Annotated in this window: 16 protein-coding genes and 1 other annotated feature; of the genes, 2 read left to right on the forward strand and 14 right to left on the reverse strand. The window is 44.8% G+C overall.

What is annotated here, in order from left to right:
* Positions 1–94 precede the first annotated feature (94 nt).
* The 11 genes from rarD to aroC all read right to left on the reverse strand — a co-directional run bounded on the left by rarD (position 95) and on the right by aroC (position 12099).
* Positions 95–1027 carry an EamA family transporter RarD gene (gene rarD / locus QYB97_RS01590; RefSeq protein ID WP_301164207.1) on the reverse strand — a complete coding sequence of 311 codons (933 nt, stop codon included), beginning with the start codon at positions 1025–1027 and terminating at the stop codon, positions 95–97.
* 126 nt (positions 1028–1153) lie between these two features.
* Complete coding sequence (locus QYB97_RS01595) at positions 1154–1720, reverse strand: thioredoxin family protein (protein ID WP_301164208.1); 567 nt, start codon at positions 1718–1720, stop codon at positions 1154–1156.
* 33 nt (positions 1721–1753) lie between these two features.
* Positions 1754–2929, reverse strand: a complete 1176-nt coding sequence (locus tag QYB97_RS01600) for an NRAMP family divalent metal transporter (RefSeq protein WP_301164209.1) — start codon at positions 2927–2929, stop codon at positions 1754–1756.
* Positions 2930–2943: 14 nt separating this feature from the next.
* Positions 2944–3702, reverse strand: a complete 759-nt coding sequence (locus tag QYB97_RS01605) for a 5-oxoprolinase subunit PxpA (protein ID WP_301164210.1) — start codon at positions 3700–3702, stop codon at positions 2944–2946.
* 4 nt (positions 3703–3706) lie between these two features.
* On the reverse strand, positions 3707–4675 hold the full coding sequence (locus QYB97_RS01610) for a 5-oxoprolinase subunit C family protein (protein WP_301164211.1): 969 nt from the start codon (positions 4673–4675) through the stop codon (positions 3707–3709).
* Positions 4659–5378 carry a 5-oxoprolinase subunit PxpB gene (gene pxpB, locus QYB97_RS01615; RefSeq protein WP_301164212.1) on the reverse strand — a complete coding sequence of 240 codons (720 nt, stop codon included), beginning with the start codon at positions 5376–5378 and terminating at the stop codon, positions 4659–4661. The genes QYB97_RS01610 and pxpB overlap by 17 nt, the downstream gene beginning before the upstream one ends.
* Before the next feature lie 218 nt (positions 5379–5596).
* Entirely contained in the window at positions 5597–7216 is a 1620-nt protein-coding gene (locus QYB97_RS01620; protein WP_301164213.1) for an ABC-F family ATP-binding cassette domain-containing protein, read from the reverse strand.
* A 200-nt stretch (positions 7217–7416) separates the two neighbouring features.
* On the reverse strand, positions 7417–8715 hold the full coding sequence (aroA, locus tag QYB97_RS01625; protein WP_301164214.1) for a 3-phosphoshikimate 1-carboxyvinyltransferase: 1299 nt from the start codon (positions 8713–8715) through the stop codon (positions 7417–7419).
* Positions 8716–8731: 16 nt separating this feature from the next.
* Complete coding sequence (locus QYB97_RS01630; RefSeq protein WP_425589749.1) at positions 8732–9835, reverse strand: prephenate dehydrogenase; 1104 nt, start codon at positions 9833–9835, stop codon at positions 8732–8734.
* Complete coding sequence (gene aroB, locus QYB97_RS01635; protein WP_301164215.1) at positions 9835–10929, reverse strand: 3-dehydroquinate synthase; 1095 nt, start codon at positions 10927–10929, stop codon at positions 9835–9837. The genes QYB97_RS01630 and aroB overlap by 1 nt, the downstream gene beginning before the upstream one ends.
* Positions 10930–12099, reverse strand: coding sequence for a chorismate synthase (aroC, locus tag QYB97_RS01640; protein ID WP_301164216.1), 1170 nt, complete (start codon positions 12097–12099; stop codon positions 10930–10932).
* A gap of 58 nt (positions 12100–12157) precedes the next feature.
* Positions 12158–12388: a binding site (T-box leader), on the reverse strand.
* A gap of 266 nt (positions 12389–12654) precedes the next feature.
* On the opposite strand from aroC, the gene QYB97_RS01645 reads away from it, so the two are divergent.
* The gene (locus QYB97_RS01645) at positions 12655–13731 is read left to right on the forward strand and encodes a bifunctional 3-deoxy-7-phosphoheptulonate synthase/chorismate mutase (protein ID WP_301164217.1); all 1077 of its coding nucleotides are present in this window, start codon (positions 12655–12657) and stop codon (positions 13729–13731) included.
* Positions 13732–13847: 116 nt separating this feature from the next.
* Positions 13848–15209, forward strand: coding sequence for an MATE family efflux transporter (locus QYB97_RS01650; protein WP_301164218.1), 1362 nt, complete (start codon positions 13848–13850; stop codon positions 15207–15209).
* A gap of 37 nt (positions 15210–15246) precedes the next feature.
* On the opposite strand, the gene QYB97_RS01655 is transcribed toward QYB97_RS01650, so the two are convergent.
* Genes QYB97_RS01655 through QYB97_RS01665 form a run of 3 tightly spaced genes read right to left on the reverse strand, consistent with a single transcriptional unit; the run spans position 15247 to position 19006 of the window.
* Entirely contained in the window at positions 15247–16149 is a 903-nt protein-coding gene (locus QYB97_RS01655; RefSeq protein WP_301164219.1) for a phosphotransferase family protein, read from the reverse strand.
* Positions 16150–16178: 29 nt separating this feature from the next.
* On the reverse strand, positions 16179–18068 hold the full coding sequence (locus QYB97_RS01660; RefSeq protein WP_301164220.1) for a vWA domain-containing protein: 1890 nt from the start codon (positions 18066–18068) through the stop codon (positions 16179–16181).
* A gap of 47 nt (positions 18069–18115) precedes the next feature.
* Positions 18116–19006 carry an ATP-binding protein gene (locus QYB97_RS01665; protein WP_425589750.1) on the reverse strand — a complete coding sequence of 297 codons (891 nt, stop codon included), beginning with the start codon at positions 19004–19006 and terminating at the stop codon, positions 18116–18118.
* Positions 19007–19075: the final 69 nt, after the last annotated feature.

Raw genomic sequence — 19075 nt, forward strand, 5'->3', positions numbered from 1 at the left:
CGTTTTCATGGTTATTTTAGCACAGTCTGAGCGTAGGTCAAAAGTAAAGTTACAAGAAAAATGACCGCTAGTTGCGAATTCCGCCCGAAAATTGTCACATTCCGTATGTTTTCTGCTTATTTTTAGCCTGTAAGCGGGTCAGCCACCTTGTTTTGGAAAATGAAAAGATAATAAGCGCCAGCCATATCAGGACAAAAGAAAAAAGACGGGTTCTCGAAAATTCCTCATGATAAAGGAAAACTCCCAAAATAAGCATGATTGTAGGTGCGATATATTGGAGAAACCCGATCATGGAAAGCGAGATACGTTTCGCTGCCTGAGCAAAGCATAGCAATGGGATTGCTGTTACAACCCCCGCTCCCATTAATAACAGGGTCACTGTGCTGCTTTGTGCGGCAAAGGCTTCTGTACCCCTTTGCTGTGCGAAAAAGATATAGACGAGCGCCAGAGGGGTCACAAACATTGTTTCATACGTCAGGCCGGTGACAGAATCGAAGCTTCCCACCTTTTTGGCCAGTCCGTACAAACCAAAGCTTAATGCAAGCGATAGTGCGACCCATGGAAAACGGCCATACTGAAACGTCAAGAGGCCAACTCCAGCCAGTGCCACAACAAAAGAGACCACCTGCCATGCATTCAGCTTTTCTTTTAAAACGATGATGCCTAAAAGAACGCTGATAAGCGGATTAATATAATACCCAAGGCTTGCCTCAACCACATGATTGGAGTTGACAGCCCAAATGTAAATCAGCCAGTTGGCGCTAATCAGCAGCGAAGAGGCCAGCACGGCAAAGAAATTTTTTTTATCCAAAAACAACCTCCGTAAATTTCCCGTAAATCCAGAGGTTCTTTTCATAAACACAATGATCAGCAGCATAAATGCAAAGGACCAAATAATGCGGTGGGCTAAAACATCCCCTGAACTTGCAGATTGCAGCGGTTTCCAGTATAACGGCAAAAATCCCCACATCAAATAAGAAAGTGCCGCGTACCAGATGCCGGCCGTTTGTTCATTTTGACTTTTCATGGCAGTAACCCCTATTCTCAAACAATTTTCTTATTCAATTATAGTGCTGCAGCACCCAAAGGCAAAATACTTTGCCCAAAACAAAGGAGCCGCTCAAATTGCTTAGCGGCTCCTTGTTGATTTCTATTACACTGTAAGTTTTTCCAGCTGATTTTTGACACTGCGGTTCACGGATTGCCAAAGCTCTTGATCACTCGTCAGTTTTTCTTTAAAGCTTCTGTACATCTCCTGCTGTTTTTGCTCAAATGCAGGATCATCTTTGAAAGGAAGCTTTCCCCTCTCCTGATCAATCAGGGTTTGCACTTCTGGCGATCGTGGCCCCCATACCGCTTTCTCATTTCCGTCCTGATCCATAAAGATAAACTTCGGAATGGCCCGGGAGGTCCCGTTGGTCAAATACTGGTCCATGAGCTCTAGATTTTCGTCCCTGATCAAATACCGCAATTCAATTCCGGCATACTCGGCGATCCGCTCTATGATGGGTACGCAGAGCATGGCATCCCCGCACCAGTCCGCTGTCAGAACAACCGCCTTGAGCTCCAGTACCGGCAGGCTCTGGTAAAAGTCTCTGTCTTCGTCGGAAAGTGTAAAACGGTCATAGATGGACTGCAGTTCCTCCTTATTGACGGTCATGCTGCCCCCATACTCTTCTTTCGTTAAACCATCGTTAAACCAATCGTTTAATCTTTTCATCCTGTTACCACCTTTATTAAAGTTTTATACAGGCTACAAATTCATAAACGTCAGTACGCCCATTACTGCCATCCCAATGGCTATGACAGCACCGAACAGTGTCATCCAAAGGGGATGCTTGTAAGAACCTACGATTTTTTTATTATAAGCTGCAACGAGCATTACTCCAAGAGTAATCGGTAGAATCAGCCCGTTTAATGCGCCGACGAATACAAGTAATTTTACTGGTTTCCCGATTATGATGTTGAGGATCGTGGACAAAAGGATAAATGTCACGATAAGCAGGTTACCATGCTTTTCAAGCTTCGGATGAAAGGTACGGATAAATGAAATTGACGTATAAGCTGCTCCAATAATTGAAGTTACAGCTGCCGACCACATGACAATCCCGAAAATCTTGTAGCCGATATTTCCTGCCGCATACTTAAACACCGATGCTGGTGGATTTCCCGGATCAAGGGTTACGCCGCTTGCGACGACTCCAAGCGCTGCCAGAAAAAGAAATATGCGCATGATTGAAGCGATACCAATGGCAGAGACTGCACTCTTATTCACTTCCCCAAGAGCTTTTTCTCCCTTTACTCCAGCATCCAACAGCCTGTGCCCGCCTGCAAAGGTAATGTACCCCCCAACAGTTCCTCCTACCAGCGTCACAATGGCGGTAAAATCAATTTTATCAGGAGCAAACGTTTTGGCAACCGCCTCACCAACCGGTGGAGACGAAGTTATTGCCACATAAACCGTGAGCGCAACCATGACAAAGCCGGCGACCAGAGAAAAACGGTCCATCGCTTTGCCCGCTTCCTTTACCAGGAAGATGGAGATCGCAATCGCCCCACTGATGGCTGCTCCAGCTTGCGGGGACAATCCGCCAAATATAACGTTTAAACCGAGTCCCGCACCGCCTACATTTCCGATATTAAACGCAAACCCACCGATTACGACAAGAAGGGCGATAAAAAAACCGAGCCCAGGCAAAAGCGTATTCGCAATATCCTGAGCTTTTCGTTCAGAAACGGCAATGATTCTCCATACATTGAGCTGTGCTCCTATATCAAGAAGAATGGATATTAAAATAACAAAACCAAAACTTGCAAGCAATGATTGTGTAAAGACTGTTGTTTGTACTAAAAATCCCGGTCCTATGGCGGACGTTGCCATCAGGAATGCCGCTCCCAACAGGAGCTGCCAATTGCTTTTTTGCTTCATCTGATTTCCTCGTTTCATCCGTAATTTATGCGTTGAATTCCTTCTTTCTCAAATGCCGAATTGATTTTCTCAGCAAACGAAAGTGCGTGCTCACCGTCTCCGTGAATACAAATAGTCTCCGCCTTTATGGAAATATCGCCAGCCGGGGTGTTCACCGTTCCTTGTTTGACCATTGTAATGACCTGGCTCACGGCATCTTCATCGTTTGTCAGCAAGCTGTCAGGCTGACTTCTTGGCGTAAGTGTCCCGTCCGGCTGATAGGTCCTGTCTGCGAACACTTCACTGCATGTCTGAAGCCCCGCTTCATCACCGGCATTAACCAGCTCACTTCCCGCCAGCCCGAAAAGAATGATCTCAGGATTCAGACTGTAAACAGCTTCAGCAATTCCCCTGGCAAGTTCCTTATTCACAGCTGCCATATTATAAAGTGCTCCATGCGGCTTAACATGGCGGATTTTTCCGCCTTCTGCCTGTACAAACGCATGCAATGCGCCTGTCTGGTAAAGTACATAGTCATAGGCTTCCTGCGGTGTAAGGGAAAAATTCCTGCGGCCAAAACCAATCAGGTCCGGGAGACCGGGGTGGGCGCCAACCGCCACGTTATTTTCCAGGGCAAGCCTGACCGTCTCCTTCATGATGGAAGGATCCCCCGCATGAAATCCACACGCAATATTTGCCGAAGAAATATGCTCCATCATTTCTTTATCATGACCAATTTTATAACGGCCAAAACTCTCTCCCATGTCACAGTTTATATCTACCAAAAATTGCATATTCTCACCCTTCTCTGTTTTTAAGACGGATTCCCGTCTGCAAGTAGTTGAGCTGTATTTTTTGAATGATATAGTTTATCTGCGCTTCCTCTTCGGAAATCTCCTGAAACACGACCTTGTCTCCCGGCTTGGCCTGTGCCAGCTTCGGCAAATCCACAAAAGCGGTCTGGGCGATTTTAGGATAACCTCCAGTCGTTTGCCGGTCAGCCATCAATATGATAGGGTTTCCTTCAGCCGGTACCTGTACAGTGCCAAATAAAACGGGTTCTGACAAAATTTCTTCTTTCCGTTCCAATTGAAGGGTTGTCCCTTCTGCACGATAACCCATTCTGTCTGATTTAGTGGTGATGGTAAATTCTTTTTCAAAAAAAGCGTTTTGGCTTTCCGATGTGAAGTAATCGAAATGCCTGCCTTTTACCGCGCGAATACGCCCCATATTTTCATAGACCGTCCGCAAGCCGCGGCTCATCAGCCACTTTAAGGACACAGGCTTAAAGGTTGATGTAAAAGAACCTGTTTTCAGACGGTCTCCTTCTTTAAGTGCCCTTCCCTGATGACCCCCGATGCCTGCACGGAGATATGTGCTTTTGCTTCCCATTACGGGCTCCGTATCAAATCCCCCAGCAACTGCTATATATGCTCTGCAGCCCCATCTGCACTTGCCGAATTCGAGTACATCATTCGGATTAATTTTATATGTCCGCCAGTTTTGAATCGGTTTGCCATTTAAAGAAGGTGTCAGGTCGGCTCCGCCTACCGCGATATACGTTTCGGCTTCGAATGTTAAACGTGGTCCCAAAAGGGTCGCTTCCAGCGTTGCTTCATTTGCCGGATTCCCGACAAGGAGGTTGGCCGCTGTATGGGCGAAAGGGTCCATAGCACCGCTCGCAATTACACCAAATTGCTGATAGGAAAACCTTCCCAGATCCTGAAGGCTTGTCAACATGCCCGGTTTATCAATCGTGATGCTCATGTTCAGCCTCCCATGCATGATATTCTTCTGGTGTAATTTGATAAAATTTCACCTGATCCCCTGCTTGTAACAATACGGGGTGATCCTGATCCGGCGTAAAAAGCTTTGTCGGTGTTCTGCCGATCAACTGCCAGCCCCCCGGAGTTTCAATGGGATAAATGCCGGTCTGCTCTCCTGCAATACCAACGCTTCCTTTAGGAATGGACAGCCGGGGAGATGAAAGTCGCGGAGCAGCAATTTCCTTCGCCATACCTCCCAGAAACGGAAAACCTGGTGCAAAACCAAGCATATACACATAATACGTTTTTTCAGTATGTATTGAGATGACTTCCTGTGGGCTTATCCCGTTTATGCTGGCAACGTTTTCAAGATCCGGGCCAAAATCACCGCCATAACAAACAGGAATTTCAATGGTCCGGCCGACAGAACTGTTTTCGTCCGGCATTGATTCTAACTTATTTCTTATTTGTTCTACTGCCAGTTCAAACGCTGACTTTTTAAAATGGATAAATTTCATAGGATCATATAAGACAGTCAGTGTGGTGTAGGCAGGAACTGTTTCGATAAATCCGTCAAAAGGATGATCATTCAGCCATTTCGCTGTTTTATGAATTTGAAGATTTATCTCTTTGTCCATTACAGAACCAAATTCAAGGAGAATTCCTGCTTCTCCAAAGCTTAAATATTTAATATCTTGAAACATTGCAGCATCCTTTCCCAATCCATTTAAACCACACTATACATAGAAACCGGATAAAAAACAATAGAATTCAGACAATGGGAAATACTTCAATTCTTTCGCTATTATTCCCCGTCCACCGGTTTATTTCATTTTCTGATGGATTATTTCCCACTATTTTTCCCTTTTTATTTTAGAATCAATCCCGAAAAAAACAAAAACGGCCTGAACGGCCGTTTTGTTTATTGATACATGGTTTCTCTTTGCTTTTGTAATTCTGTATTTTCCAGGAATTCATCATACGTCATCTGCTTGTCAAGAAGACCGTTCGGCGTAATTTCAATGATTCGGTTGGCAATCGTCTGCACAAATTGATGGTCATGGGAAGTGAACAATAATGATCCTTTATAATTGATCAGTCCGTTGTTCAGCGCTGTAATGGATTCTAGATCCAGATGGTTGGTCGGATCGTCAAGCAATAGCACATTGCTTCCACTAAGCATCATTTTGGACAGCATGCAGCGTACTTTTTCCCCACCTGACAGAACTTTTGCCTTTTTCATCACTTCTTCGCCGGAAAACAGCATGCGTCCCAAGAAACCACGCAAAAAGCTTTCCGACTGATCAGCCGGCGAATATTGTCGGAGCCAGTCCACAAGATTGAGTTCGTTATTTTCAAAGTAGGAACTGTTGTCCTTCGGGAAAAAGGCTTGCGAGGTCGTTACTCCCCATTTGAAGCTTCCACTGTCTGCTTCCATTTCACCCATCAAAATTTTGAAAAGAACAGTTGCTGCCATTTCATTTTTCCCTGTGAAAGCAATTTTGTCCCCTTTATTCATCGTAAAGCTGACATTATTAAGCACTTGTTCGCCCTCAATGGTCTTACTCAAACCTTCGACACTAAGAAGATCATTTCCGATTTCACGGTCAATCGAAAAATTAACATAAGGATATTTACGGGTTGATGGACGAATGTCATCAAGTGAAATTTTCTCAAGCAATTTCTTTCTGGAAGTGGCTTGTTTAGACTTTGAAGCGTTGGCGCTAAAGCGTGCCACAAAATTTTGCAGTTCCTTGATTTTTTCTTCTTTCTTTTTGTTCTGTTCTTGTGCCATTTTCTGTGCCAGCTGGCTTGATTCATACCAGAAATCATAGTTGCCCACATACAGCTGGATTTTGCCAAAATCAAGGTCCGCCATGTGTGTACAAACCTTGTTCAAGAAGTGACGGTCATGCGAAACAACAATAACGGTGTTCTCAAAATTGATTAAAAACTCTTCTAGCCACTTGATTGCACGAAGATCCAGATGGTTGGTCGGCTCATCCAGTAGAAGGATGTCCGGTTTTCCAAACAAAGCCTGTGCAAGAAGAACTTTTACCTTCTCAGAGCCTGAAAGCTCAGCCAGCTTTTTATAATGAAGGTCTTCTCCAATTCCCAATCCTTTTAGAAGGATGGCAGCTTCTGATTCAGCTTCCCAGCCGTTCAATTCCGCAAACTCTCCCTCAAGCTCTGCGGCTTTAATGCCGTCTTCATCGGAGAAATCGGGTTTCATGTAGATTGCGTCTTTTTCCTGCATGATTTCATACAGGCGGGCATGCCCCATGATGACGGTTTGCAGAACTTCATTTTCTTCGTATTCGAAGTGGTTTTGCTTCAAAACGGCCCGGCGTTCTCCTGGTGTTATATGAACATCACCGGTTTGTGCTTCGATTTCACCGGATAAAATTTTGATAAAGGTGGATTTTCCGGCACCGTTTGCTCCGATTAAACCGTAGCAGTTGCCGGGTGTGAATTTAATATTCACGTCTTCAAATAATTTTCGGTCTCCGTATCTTAGACCAACGTTCGTAACTGTAATCATAAATTTTTATTTCTCCTTCGCTGATTCCATAATCTCAATGATTGTATCATACCATACTCTGCTGTCCACCGTGCAAGTGGATTTCAACAGCTTTTTCCACGAAAAAGAGCGGAGAAGAATTCCACTCCTCCGCAGTTTATGCTGTTCTGAAATTTTTTCTACTATTATATTAGGTTTGATGTAAAATCCATATAGCCGTACTATACTCCGATGTTTTCTTTTTGCAGCTGCTCAAGCTGTTCGAAGAAGTTAGGATAAGAGACGGTAACGGCCTGGCTGTCTGAGAGTGAGGTTTCTCCTTCACTGAGACACGCTGCAATCGCGAGCATCATTCCTATTCTGTGGTCTCCGTGGCTGTGAGTTTCGGCTCCTTGCAGACGGTCCGTTTTCTTGATAATCATCCCGTCTGCTGTAGCGGTAATGTCCGCACCGAACTTTTTCAATTCATTAACGACCGTATCAATGCGGTTCGTCTCTTTTACTTTTAGTTCAGCCGCATCCTTGATTACTGTCGTGCCGGAAGCTTGTGTTGCGGCGAGTGCAATGATTGGAATTTCATCAATCAAGCGCGGTATGATTTCTCCGCCGATTTCAATTCCTTTAAGTTCTGACGTGCGAACCGTAATGTCGGCATATGGTTCTGAGTCCTCTCCTTCAACTGCTGAGATGGTCAGGTCCGCTCCCATTTGCTGAAGAACATCGATGATACCTGTCCTTGTAGAATTCATGCCCACTTTTTTCAAAGTGATTTCACTGTTGGGTATGATTGCCCCGGCTACCAGAAAAAACGCGGCGGAGGAAATATCGCCGGGAACCTCTATATGGGTTCCCTTTAGAGACTGTCCACCCTTCAAACTGGCAGTTTTGCCGCTTACCTGCACCTCGCAGCCGAATGCTCTCAACATACGTTCGGTATGATCCCTGGAGGTATAGGGCTCAGTTACAGAAGTCGTTCCTTCTGCTTTTAAACCGGACAGCAGCACAGCGGACTTTACCTGTGCACTGGCAACGGGCGAGTTGTAATGATAGGTTTGTGTGTTTCCGCCCCGGATGGAGAGCGGAACAAAGTTTCCATCTTCTCTTCCGTCAATGGCCACTCCTCTTTCCCGCAATGGAGCGGTTACCCTTTTCATGGGCCGCTTCGCAATCGAAGCATCTCCAATCAGACACGCATGAAAAGGTGTATTGGCAAGTATGCCAAGCATCAGGCGGATTGTCGTTCCTGAGTTCCCGACATCCAGTATTTCAGAAGGTTCTGTCAGACCATCCAGCCCTTTTCCTTCTATTTTAACTGTATCATCGCTCTGCTCGATGGATACTCCCATTTTCCTGAAGCAGTCAATAGTGCTTAAACAATCATCCCCAGGAAGAAACCCATTAACCGTCGTTGTCCCTTCGGCGATGGATCCGAACATTACTGCACGGTGGGAAATGGATTTATCTCCGGGAACCCTCAGGCTCCCCTGTAAACCTGATACTGCCCGCAATGTTTTCAACATGTTTATACCTCCTTATTCACATGGCAATGTATGTGGTGAATTGCAATTCCTCCAGGCTTTCTTTCGCAGAATCCCTGTCATCCTCTGACTGAAAACTGATCCTGAGCACCCCATAGATATCCTCTCTTGCTTCGATGACACGGATATTGGTAATGCTGAGCTTGTTCTCAGCAAGGATTGAAGTGACACGGGAAATGACACCAATGTCATCAATGATGTCAACATAAAGGTCATAAAAGGAGGTAATTGCCCCTTTTGCTTTAATCGGCAATGCATCGCGATACGTTTTTGCTCCCGAAAAATAATCGTAAAGCCCCTGGTCATTCCCGCTTTTAACCAAATCTTTAACGTGTTCCATTTCATAGGCCCACTCATCAATCAGGTGCAGAATATTCTCTTTATTATGCTTAATGATATCCTTCCACATGGCCGGACTGCTCGAAGCAATCCGGGTAATGTCTTTAAACCCTCCGGCAGCCAAGTCATTGATCTGGGCGTGAGAATGAGCATATTGCTCTACCTGCCGCACGAGACTTGCGGCAACAACATGTGGAAAATGACTGACAACACCTGTAAGCAAATCATGCTTTTCGGCATCCATTACAATAAACTTGGCATGTGTTCCTTTTAGCCATTCCTTCAGTTCATTGATCTGGTCATCTTGTGTTGAAGGTGTCGGGGTAATCATATAGAAAGCATTCTCAAACAGATGAGCCTTCGCACTTCCCGGACCGGACTTATGGGAACCGGCCATCGGGTGGCCGCCAATGAAATGAATGCCCTGGTCCTGCAGCTTTTGGGCTTTCTCCATAATTTTGCTTTTGGTGCTGCCCACATCGGTGATCAGCGCTTTGGGCGGGTTTTCAAAGGAAGCAAACCAATCGAGTAAGCGTTCCGTTTCCTCCACTGGTGTTGCCAGGATAATAAGATCGGCAGCTGCTGCTTCTTTTTCAAGATCGTTGCTGATCTCGTCTACAATCTGCAGCCGCTTGGCCAAATTTTCGTGATCTGGAGATATGTCGTTGCCAACAATTATACATTCGTGTTCTTTTTTAACTGCCATGGCTATGGATCCGCCGATAAGGCCTAATCCGATCAGCAGTACCCGTTTTTTCACCATTATTTCTCCTTGTCTGTCATTAAGAATTTCTTCAGCGCGTTCAGCAAAGTGCAATCCTCCACCTCTTTTACATACGGCTGTCCGATTGCTTCAAGCAGCACCATTTTCACCCGGCCCGATGTTGATTTTTTATCACGCTTCATCGCGCCAAGCAGCCGCTCTGCATCGAGTTTTGATGGAACGGATGGATAATTGAAATGTTTTAGCCAATTGGAGATCTCCTTATAATGAAGGTTTGTGTCTCCAAGCTCCTCGCTCAGCTGCAGTGCAAACCTCATGCCGATCGCCACAGCATCACCGTGCGAGATCGTCCCGTATCCGGATTCACTCTCAATAGCATGGCCAAGTGTATGACCGAAATTTAAAATGGCGCGAAGTCCTTTTTCTTTTTCATCCTGCGATACCACTTTTGCTTTAATCGAAATCCCCTTTTTTAAAATATAGGAAAGCTTTTCCGGCGGGATATCGGATAAATCAGAGATTTCTCCCTTTAAATAATCGTAGAATTCTTCATCCTGAATCAATGCATGTTTGATCACTTCTGCAAAACCGGAACGAATTTCCGGAAGCGGCAAAGAATCCAGAAAATCAATAGAATAAAATACTGCTTCCGGCTGATGAAACACACCAACCATGTTTTTGCCGAGCGGATGATTAATCCCTGTCTTTCCCCCTACCGCACTGTCGTGGGCAAGAAGGGTGGTGGGCAGCTGGATGAAACGGATGCCCCGCATATACGTTCCTGCCACAAATCCTGCCAAATCTCCGATCATACCGCCGCCAAGCGCAACAATGAGCGAATTTCGGTCCAATCCTTTTTCCAGTGCAAACGTAAGACTATTATAATAGTTGGAAAATGATTTTTCGCCATCCCCGCCAGGTACAACAAAGGTGTGCACCGGCTGATTTAACCCTTTAAGAGATTCAACCGCTTTATCCATATAGAGCGCGCCCACCGTTTCGTCCGAAAGGATCAGCACACTTGTTACTGCCGGCTTTAATTCTTCTATTAAAGGAGACAGATCTGTAATGATCTTATTGCCGATGAGAACCGGATATTGCTTTGTATCCGTTTGAACATGCAGCGTTTCCATTTAAAACTCACTCGCCTGCTGGTTATGGCGTGCAATGTTTTCCTTCATGCGCTCGATGTTGTCTGAGCCAAACTGCTCTGCAAGGGCAGCGGCAAGTTCCCAGGCGACAACCGCTTCTGCCACAACGCTAGCAGCAGGAACAGCGCAGCTGTCCGAACGCTCTATGCTTGCCTGGAATGCTTCCTTGGAATCAATATCAACACTTTGCAGTGGTTTATATAATGTAGGAATGGGCTTCATTACGCCTCTCACTACAACCGGCATTCCTGTGGTCATGCCGCCTTCAAATCCTCCGGCATTGTTTGTTTTTCTTGAGTAGCCCTTCTCTTTGTCCCATGTGATTTCATCATGGACAAGGCTGCCGGGTTTATGGGCCGCTTCAAACCCGATACCGATTTCCACTCCTTTAAAAGCATTAATGCTCATCACAGCGGCGGCAAGTTTCGCATCCAGTTTACGGTCATAATGTACATAGCTGCCAACACCGACCGGCATGCCTTCCACAATGACTTCTACAATACCGCCGATTGAATCTCCGTTTTCCTTTGCATCGTCAATGGCTTTCATCATCTTAAGTCCGGCTTCTTCATCAAGACAGCGGACCGGAGATGCTTCCGTTCTTTCCTGAAGATCTTTGAGTGAGTCAAACTCCATTTTTTCAGCAACGATCCCGCCGATCTCGATGACATGACCGCCCACTTGGATACCAAGCTCATTTAAGAGCTGTTTGGCGACAGCCCCTGCTGCCACTCTTACCGTCGTTTCCCTCGCTGAGGAACGCTCCAGTACATTTCTCATGTCACGATGATTGTATTTGATGGCTCCATTTAAATCCGCATGACCCGGACGGGGGCGCGTAATTTGGCGTTTCACTTCTTCACTGTCGTCTTCAAGAGGCTCTGCACCCATAATCTTTGTCCAGTGTTTGAAGTCGCGGTTTTCCACCGTCAGTGTAATCGGCGATCCCAGTGTATAGCCATGGCGAACACCGCTGTTGATAATAGCCTGATCTTTTTCGATCTGCATTCTTCGGCCGCGTCCGTGCCCTTTTTGTCTGCGGGACAGTTCCTCATTGATGACTTGTGCTGGTAAAGATAGTCCTGATGGCACTCCTTCCAAAATAGTGGTTAGCTGTGGTCCGTGTGATTCTCCGGCTGTTAGATATCTCATGTTACATTTCCTCCTGTTTCTCTTATTGAAATATAAAAAAAGCCCCTGCTAAAAAAATAGCAGGGACGAATTTATTCGCGGTACCACCCTCATTGCGGACAACTATCATCCGCCTCTTCATTCAGGATAACGGTAATTAACCGTCCTTTTTACTGATCAGATCAACCAATCATTCAAAAAGGAAGCTCGAGGGTGTAATTCGCATTCTCCTTTGTACTGATTCTCACCGTCCATCAGCTCTCTTTATAACAGGGAGAAGAATACTACTGTTGCCTGTCATTGCATTTCAAGATTGTATTATATCAAGTTTTAACACGGTTGGCGCGGATTGTAAAGGGGATGTGGTGAATTTTTATAATTTTACAGTTTCTCTGAAAAAATCTGAAAATAACACCTTGACAAGATACACTGACATGCTTTAAAGTAGCAAACAATACTCAATAAAATTTATTCGGAGCTGTTTTTTACGGAAGGCCGAAATTGGTATCGGAACAAGAGCCTGGTAATTCCTATTAACAGCCGTGGATTGATTTTCAATTAAGAGGAGGAGCTTAAATGTCTAAAGAACTAGCAGAATTAAGAAGTGAGATTGAAGAGGTCGACGAACAGATTCTGGCTTTACTGAACAACCGTGCGACCATTGTAAAAGAAATCGGAAAACTAAAAGAAATGCAGGGTGTTAAGCGTTTTGATCCAGTCCGTGAACGCAAACTGCTGGATTTGATCGAAGACAGAAATGAAGGACCATTTGAGACCTCTACTCTTCAATATATCTTTAAGCAAATCTTCAAAGCCAGCCTTGAACTGCAGGAAGATGACAACCGTAAGGCACTCTTGGTATCCCGTAAAAAGAAACCGGATGATACAATTATCAATATTAAAGGAGAGCAAATCGGAACAGGCGAACAGCATTTCGTGATGGGACCTTGTGCGGTTGAAAGCTACGAACAAGTGAAGCAAGTGGCAAAAGCACTTAAAGATCAGGGCTTAACGCTTATGCGTGGCGGCGCTTTTAAACCGCGGACCTCTCCATATGATTTCCAGGGTCTTGGAATGGAAGGTCTTAAGATTCTTCGCAGAGTGGCCGATGAGGAAAATTTGGCTGTCATCAGCGAAATCCTGAACCCTAACGATCTTGAAGAAGCACTTGATTATGTTGATGTGGTTCAAATCGGTGCACGCAACATGCAAAACTTCGAACTGCTGAAAGCGGCCGGTTCCATCCGCAAACCAGTGCTTTTAAAACGCGGACTCTCAGCAACCATTGAAGAATTCATGTACGCGGCTGAATACATCCTGGCCCAGGGAAATGACCAAATTATCCTTTGTGAGCGCGGCATTCGCACCTATGAAAAAGCTACTCGCAATACACTTGATATTTCTGCCGTACCAATCTTAAAACAAGAAACACATCTTCCGGTGATGGTTGATGTAACACATTCTACAGGAAGAAAAGATCTCCTGCTTCCTGCAGCAAAAGCAGCGCTTGCTATCGGCGCGGACGGCGTAATGGCCGAGGTTCATCCGGATCCTGCCGTCGCATTGTCAGACTCTGCACAGCAGATGAACATCCCTCAGTTCCATGAATTCATGAATGAAATTAAAAAACACGCAGCTGTATACACAGCGTAACTTAAAAAAGGTGGTCCTTCAAAGGACCATCTTTTTTTGTTGCAAACACCACTGATTCCTTCCTTTTCCTGTGGTATACTTTCCGTATTGCAGTAATTAGGAAAAGGATCTAGCTTATGGAAAAAACTCAAACTCTTCAACAAAAAGCATCACTATTTTGGCGGTTGGTTTTCCCCGTTTTAATCACCCAGCTTGGCATTTATGCCATGAATTTTTTGGATACCGTAATGTCCGGACATTCAGGAGCCTCACAGCTGGCCGGAGTCGCAATCGGATCGAGTATATGGGTACCGGTTTTTACAGGCTTGAGCGGAATTTTAATGGCGTTGACACCGATTGTTTCACAGTTCAACGGCGCTGGAAAAAAGGACAGAGTTCCAGACGCCGTGATACAAAGTCTGTATTTGGGGCTTACGTTGGCAGCTGCCGTCATTCTGGCAGGATATTTTGTTCTTGACCCCATTCTTAACGCCATGCACTTGGATACAACAGTCAGTCATGTGGCCAAAGGTTATTTAATTGCACTGTCAACGGGAATCATACCTCTTTTTTTATACAATGTTCTCAGGTCATTCATTGATGCTCTGGGAAGAACCCGTGTGTCCATGTTCGTGACCCTGGCTGCTCTCCCGGTCAATGCGCTGTTCAATTATCTGCTGATCTTCGGGAAATGGGGATTTCCTGAACTCGGGGGAATCGGTGCTGGTTACGCAACATGTATTACCTATTGGTTCATCGCGATACTAACGTTTACCATTGTTCATAAGATCGAACCCTTTTCGTTATACAACGTCTTTCGCCGATTTCCTGCAGTATCAATCACCGCCTGGAAAGATCAACTGAAAATCGGCATTCCAATCGGCTTTGCCATCTTTTTTGAAACAAGTATCTTCGCAGCGGTTACATTGCTTATGAGCTCTTTCAATACGGCAACAATCGCGGCACATCAATCGGCCATTAACTTTGCCTCATTTCTTTACATGCTGCCACTCAGCATTTCACTGGCCCTTACGATCGCGGTTGGTTATGAGGTTGGTGCCAAGCGCTATGCTGACGCAAAACAATACAGCTATCTCGGGATGGTAACCGCAGTCATATTGGCGCTGGTTTGTGCAGGCGGGCTTTTACTTTTCCGGGAACAGGTTGCCGGACTGTATTCAAATGATCCGGCAGTGATCTCCCTGACCAAGCATTTCCTGTTGTATGCGGTATTCTTTCAGTTATCAGACGCAATTGCCGCACCCATTCAAGGCTCACTGCGCGGTTATAAAGATGTGAATGTCACTCTTGTATTATCTTTGATTTCGTATTGGGTCATCGGTCTTCCAGCAGGCTATATTCTTGCAGTCTTCACCCCGCTTGCTGCATTTGGGTATTGGGTCGGGCTGATCTCCGGGCTCGCAATGGGAGCAATCCTGCTCTATCTCAGAATGGCTTATATTCAAAAAAAGCAAGAGAAAAAGGCCTTGCACCATTAATAATGGCAGATTCCTATATTTCTAAGGAATCTGCCATTCATTTTTCTTTATTCATCTCACACTCTATTTCTTCCAGCCCCTCTTGTATCCAGCTGTTGTTTTTTCTTCGGATCCCCTCCAAAATGTATTGCAAATGATCAAACGTTACAAAAAAAGCGACTTTTTTTAGAATATCATCAATATTTTGTTCACCCATGATGCTGAGAAGACTCTGTAAAAATGATTTGCCGCACTCTTCTAAAATATAACGATATTCAAAATCGGGATCGCTGATCGCAAGGTCGCCAAAGTCAATAACACCCGTAATTCTGAAGGTTTCGGGATCAATTAATAGGTGATCCATAGACAAATCGCCGTGTATAGGAGAAGGTGTATACTCCGCATAGCGGGGATGATGTAAATAGTCTTGAAAACAAGAGGAAATATACTTTTGCAAACTGCTATTCATCAAGGGGAAAATATCTTTCTCCACCTCTTGCTGCAAGCGTGAATAAAAGGAGTGCAAATCCTGTTCCGGAACACCATTTGCTTTTGCCTGCTTTACTGGAAAGGCTCGTAATTCCTTGATAAATTCGGACAAGTGTATAATAAATTCTTTCCTCTCTTTCTCATTAAAAGAATGAATCGAATTCTCCATCAAAATTTCTCCCGGGAGTAACCTGTAACCTGCAAAGGCCAGCCCGTCTTTTTGTCTGCCATAATATTTAAATCGTGGTACCGCCGCAGAAATACAAGAGGAGAGAGAAGGCAATATCCGCGCCTCTTTATCTAAATCATCAGAGGCTCTTTGGTTCTTCGCAAACCGGAATGCCCACTCCTCATTTATCTTCAAGACCATACTCATCCATCCTTCACCAAGCTTATGGACAGTTTCAACGGTCAGATCCTTACATTGTTCTTCAATACTGGTTACATATGCTGAGTATTTATCCTTTTCCATGAATGCCTCCTAAAAGACGTTCTCGGGGTCTATGACAATCTGAACAGCAGCTTCCTGAGTACAGGCACTAAATAACTGACCAGTTCGGCAGCGCTCGGTACGACAACCTGATGGCTTCCATATATATTTTTCATCAGATTTTGAGCTTCCTCCGTCACTTTACCGTTGGAAATGTACATGCCAAGAATCTCGATTCCGAGTTTACGTGTATGGGTCACCGCTTCATGCGTGTCGAGTATTCCATGGTTTTCATAATCAAATGCTGCAGGTTCTCCATCCGAAAAAACGAGCAGGAACTTTTGCTTTTCCTTGCGTTTCAGCAAATCTTCTGCTTTTTTCCGGATCGAATAGCCATCGCGGTTGTCTTCCTGAGGCTCCAGCTGCAGAATTTCCGGACCGTATTGATTTTTCAGCGAGTGGTTGAATGAAATCACTTCTTGAAAATAATTAGGCTGACTGTCTTTTTTGGCATCTGCTGCATCTTCCCAAAAGCCTACAATCGAATGTGGAATCCGCACAGCTTTCAGCGTTTCATGGAACAAGACAATCGCCTGGTGGGTTTCATCCATTTTATCGAACATGGATGCGGAACAATCGACCAGCAAGGTAAAAACAGCATCAAGCTCTTGCGGCGATTCCATTTTTTTATAAAAAAGCCGCGGATTTTTGTCAGTCAACAGCCGTGTCAGTTTCTTGCTCAAACGGCCAAAGTGCAAGTCCTGATTCGGTACGTTCTTTTTATGCTCAATCGTTTTCAAAAAACTTTGTTTCAATAAGCTGATGGAAGGCTGAACAGCTGATTTAATTTCATAATATTTTATCAAATCCTGTGAAGTCGGTAATTTGGTCTCCACCTTTTTTTCGACCGCATACCGGTTCATCTCGCCATAAGGAAATACATCCTTTCCAGGCGCACTTCCCTTTTCGTTCAGACCGGCATCCATTTCTCCGGAAAAATCCTTGCCTTTCGAACGTTTGGCTCCAGCCTGAACGGCACCGAAGGCCTGATCGCCTTCCTCAGCCCTTCTTCCTCCTTCACCCAGCAAATCAGTAGAAGTGCCCTGATCCAGCTCGAATTGCAGAAAGGAATCCGTTGGTGAAGAGGTTTCCTCATGCCAGCTTGGCATTTCTTCATGTTCCGTTTCCTGCCCATCCGTTTCTTCTTCTGTTTCCATGATGTGAGGTGTTTTGACTTCATTCTCCCTTACAAGATCCTTGAATGTAAGTGCACTGGATTCATAAAAAGATAAGTAGGAAGCAGCCATGTCCAAAACATCAAAATCCCGAAGAATGTTCTGAATGACCTGCATGATTTCCGTGATTTCACGAGTGCTTTCCGCCCTGTTCAACCGAAGAAGCGGATCACGCAGTTTATCATAAAATCCGCTCAATGGAGAACTCAACTTTACAAACCGGTGATTGGCCAATAAGAAAATGCTGCAGAAAAAAGCATCAAGCCACTTTCTTTGCTGAAGATGCTGCCGCAGCTGCCGCTGGTAGTAGGTAAGGAGAACCTTTTTTCTCTCTGAAAAGGAAGCCGTCATGCCTGGGCGTCTGGCAATACACTCTTTCTCCAGCCGGTAATCTTCGGAAAAAAGCAGAAGGTGCTTTAAAAACTGATGATGTTCTTCCTTTCTATAGGTGTGTAATGCTTCTTGCAACAAACTCAGATCACTAAAATAAAAGTTGCCTAAGCTTCGCAAATACACTTCACTTTTTAACCCGTGAAGCTGGACAGGTCCGGGATACGTCATCCAAAACTGGCTCACATGGATGACATGGACTGGTTTATTTAAATAAGAATGATATGAAAACTCGAGCTCCAGGCTTGGATCCCGTGATAAGGTTTTGGCCAGGTCCATAAGCTGCATGTGAAGAAAGGCATCAATCTTTGTATCCGCAAATGACAAAAACTTCATGTGGTTACACCTCCTTTGCTTCTATTAATAAGTTTCCACATAAGCCCTTAAAGAAATAGAGTGTCGGCTATATTGTGGATGAGGGTACGTTCCCGCTCGTCCTCCAATTTATCAGTAACCGCCCGTTGAATAGCACGTTTGGGAGGCATGTAGGCGGATAGATCTGCTGCATCCAGCAGCGCGCGGATGGATGCCGCATCCTCCGAGAGCTGGCCGGTACTCGTTTGCTGAATCAGATCAGCAGAAAATTGAACAAATGCTTTTAGCAATTCCTCATCCTTCTGCTCTGACTGGTTAAGGAGCATTTCATACAGGGTATCTCCCTGAATATATGGAACCTCAATCACAACAAACCGGTTCTTTAACGCTTCGTTTAACGGTACCGTGCCGATATAGCCTTCATTGATAGCGGCAATGACATTGAATCCTTCAGCCGCTTTCAGCAATTCTCCGGTAAATGGGTTGGTCACCGATCGCCGATAGTCAAGAATTCCGTTAAGGATCGGCAGAGTTTCCGGCTTGGAAACGTTAATTTCATCAATATACAGAAAGTGGCCATTTACGGCTGCCTTTGTCACCGGGCCGGGGATAAATTCAATTTCGGAATGGCCATTTTCATAGCGGATCGTCTTGTGTCCAAGCAATGCTTCAGCGTCCAGATCTACTGAACAGTTGATCGAGTGGAGAGGCTGCTGAAACAGAAATGACAAATATTCGGCAAGCTTTGTTTTTCCAGAACCGGTCGGCCCCTTTAACAAAACATTCTTGCCCATCAGAAGTGCAATGACTGCATCATTTACGATTTCCTGATTTTCTGAGGTATACCCTTTATTCCCGATCAAATGCTGATAATCCTTTGAATGGTTTCCGGGGTTTCCTCTAAAATCCTTCAGTTTTTCTAATAATCGGTTTGGCAAATTCAAATCATCTATACTCATGGGAAAATTCCTTTCATCCATATAAACTGTAAATACCTATTATATAGTATCTCTCTTCCCATGTCCTTT

It is taken from the genome of Fictibacillus fluitans, from assembly GCF_030418125.1.
Classification (GTDB): Bacteria; Bacillota; Bacilli; order Bacillales; family Fictibacillaceae; genus Fictibacillus_C; species Fictibacillus_C fluitans.

Coding starts and splice junctions, on each gene's coding strand:
- QYB97_RS01665 (WP_425589750.1), bottom strand. CDS start 19,006: ATGAGTATAGATGATTTGAATTTGCCAAACCGATTATTAGAAAAACTG.
- QYB97_RS01645 (WP_301164217.1), top strand. CDS start 12,655: ATGTCTAAAGAACTAGCAGAATTAAGAAGTGAGATTGAAGAGGTCGAC.
- QYB97_RS01630 (WP_425589749.1), bottom strand. CDS start 9,835: ATGGTGAAAAAACGGGTACTGCTGATCGGATTAGGCCTTATCGGCGGA.
- aroA (WP_301164214.1), bottom strand. CDS start 8,715: ATGTTGAAAACATTGCGGGCAGTATCAGGTTTACAGGGGAGCCTGAGG.
- QYB97_RS01655 (WP_301164219.1), bottom strand. CDS start 16,149: ATGGAAAAGGATAAATACTCAGCATATGTAACCAGTATTGAAGAACAA.
- QYB97_RS01620 (WP_301164213.1), bottom strand. CDS start 7,216: ATGATTACAGTTACGAACGTTGGTCTAAGATACGGAGACCGAAAATTA.
- QYB97_RS01600 (WP_301164209.1), bottom strand. CDS start 2,929: ATGAAGCAAAAAAGCAATTGGCAGCTCCTGTTGGGAGCGGCATTCCTG.
- QYB97_RS01595 (WP_301164208.1), bottom strand. CDS start 1,720: ATGAAAAGATTAAACGATTGGTTTAACGATGGTTTAACGAAAGAAGAG.
- QYB97_RS01660 (WP_301164220.1), bottom strand. CDS start 18,068: ATGAAGTTTTTGTCATTTGCGGATACAAAGATTGATGCCTTTCTTCAC.
- pxpB (WP_301164212.1), bottom strand. CDS start 5,378: ATGTTTCAAGATATTAAATATTTAAGCTTTGGAGAAGCAGGAATTCTC.
- QYB97_RS01650 (WP_301164218.1), top strand. CDS start 13,848: ATGGAAAAAACTCAAACTCTTCAACAAAAAGCATCACTATTTTGGCGG.
- aroB (WP_301164215.1), bottom strand. CDS start 10,929: ATGGAAACGCTGCATGTTCAAACGGATACAAAGCAATATCCGGTTCTC.
- QYB97_RS01605 (WP_301164210.1), bottom strand. CDS start 3,702: ATGCAATTTTTGGTAGATATAAACTGTGACATGGGAGAGAGTTTTGGC.
- QYB97_RS01610 (WP_301164211.1), bottom strand. CDS start 4,675: ATGAGCATCACGATTGATAAACCGGGCATGTTGACAAGCCTTCAGGAT.
- rarD (WP_301164207.1), bottom strand. CDS start 1,027: ATGAAAAGTCAAAATGAACAAACGGCCGGCATCTGGTACGCGGCACTT.
- aroC (WP_301164216.1), bottom strand. CDS start 12,099: ATGAGATATCTAACAGCCGGAGAATCACACGGACCACAGCTAACCACT.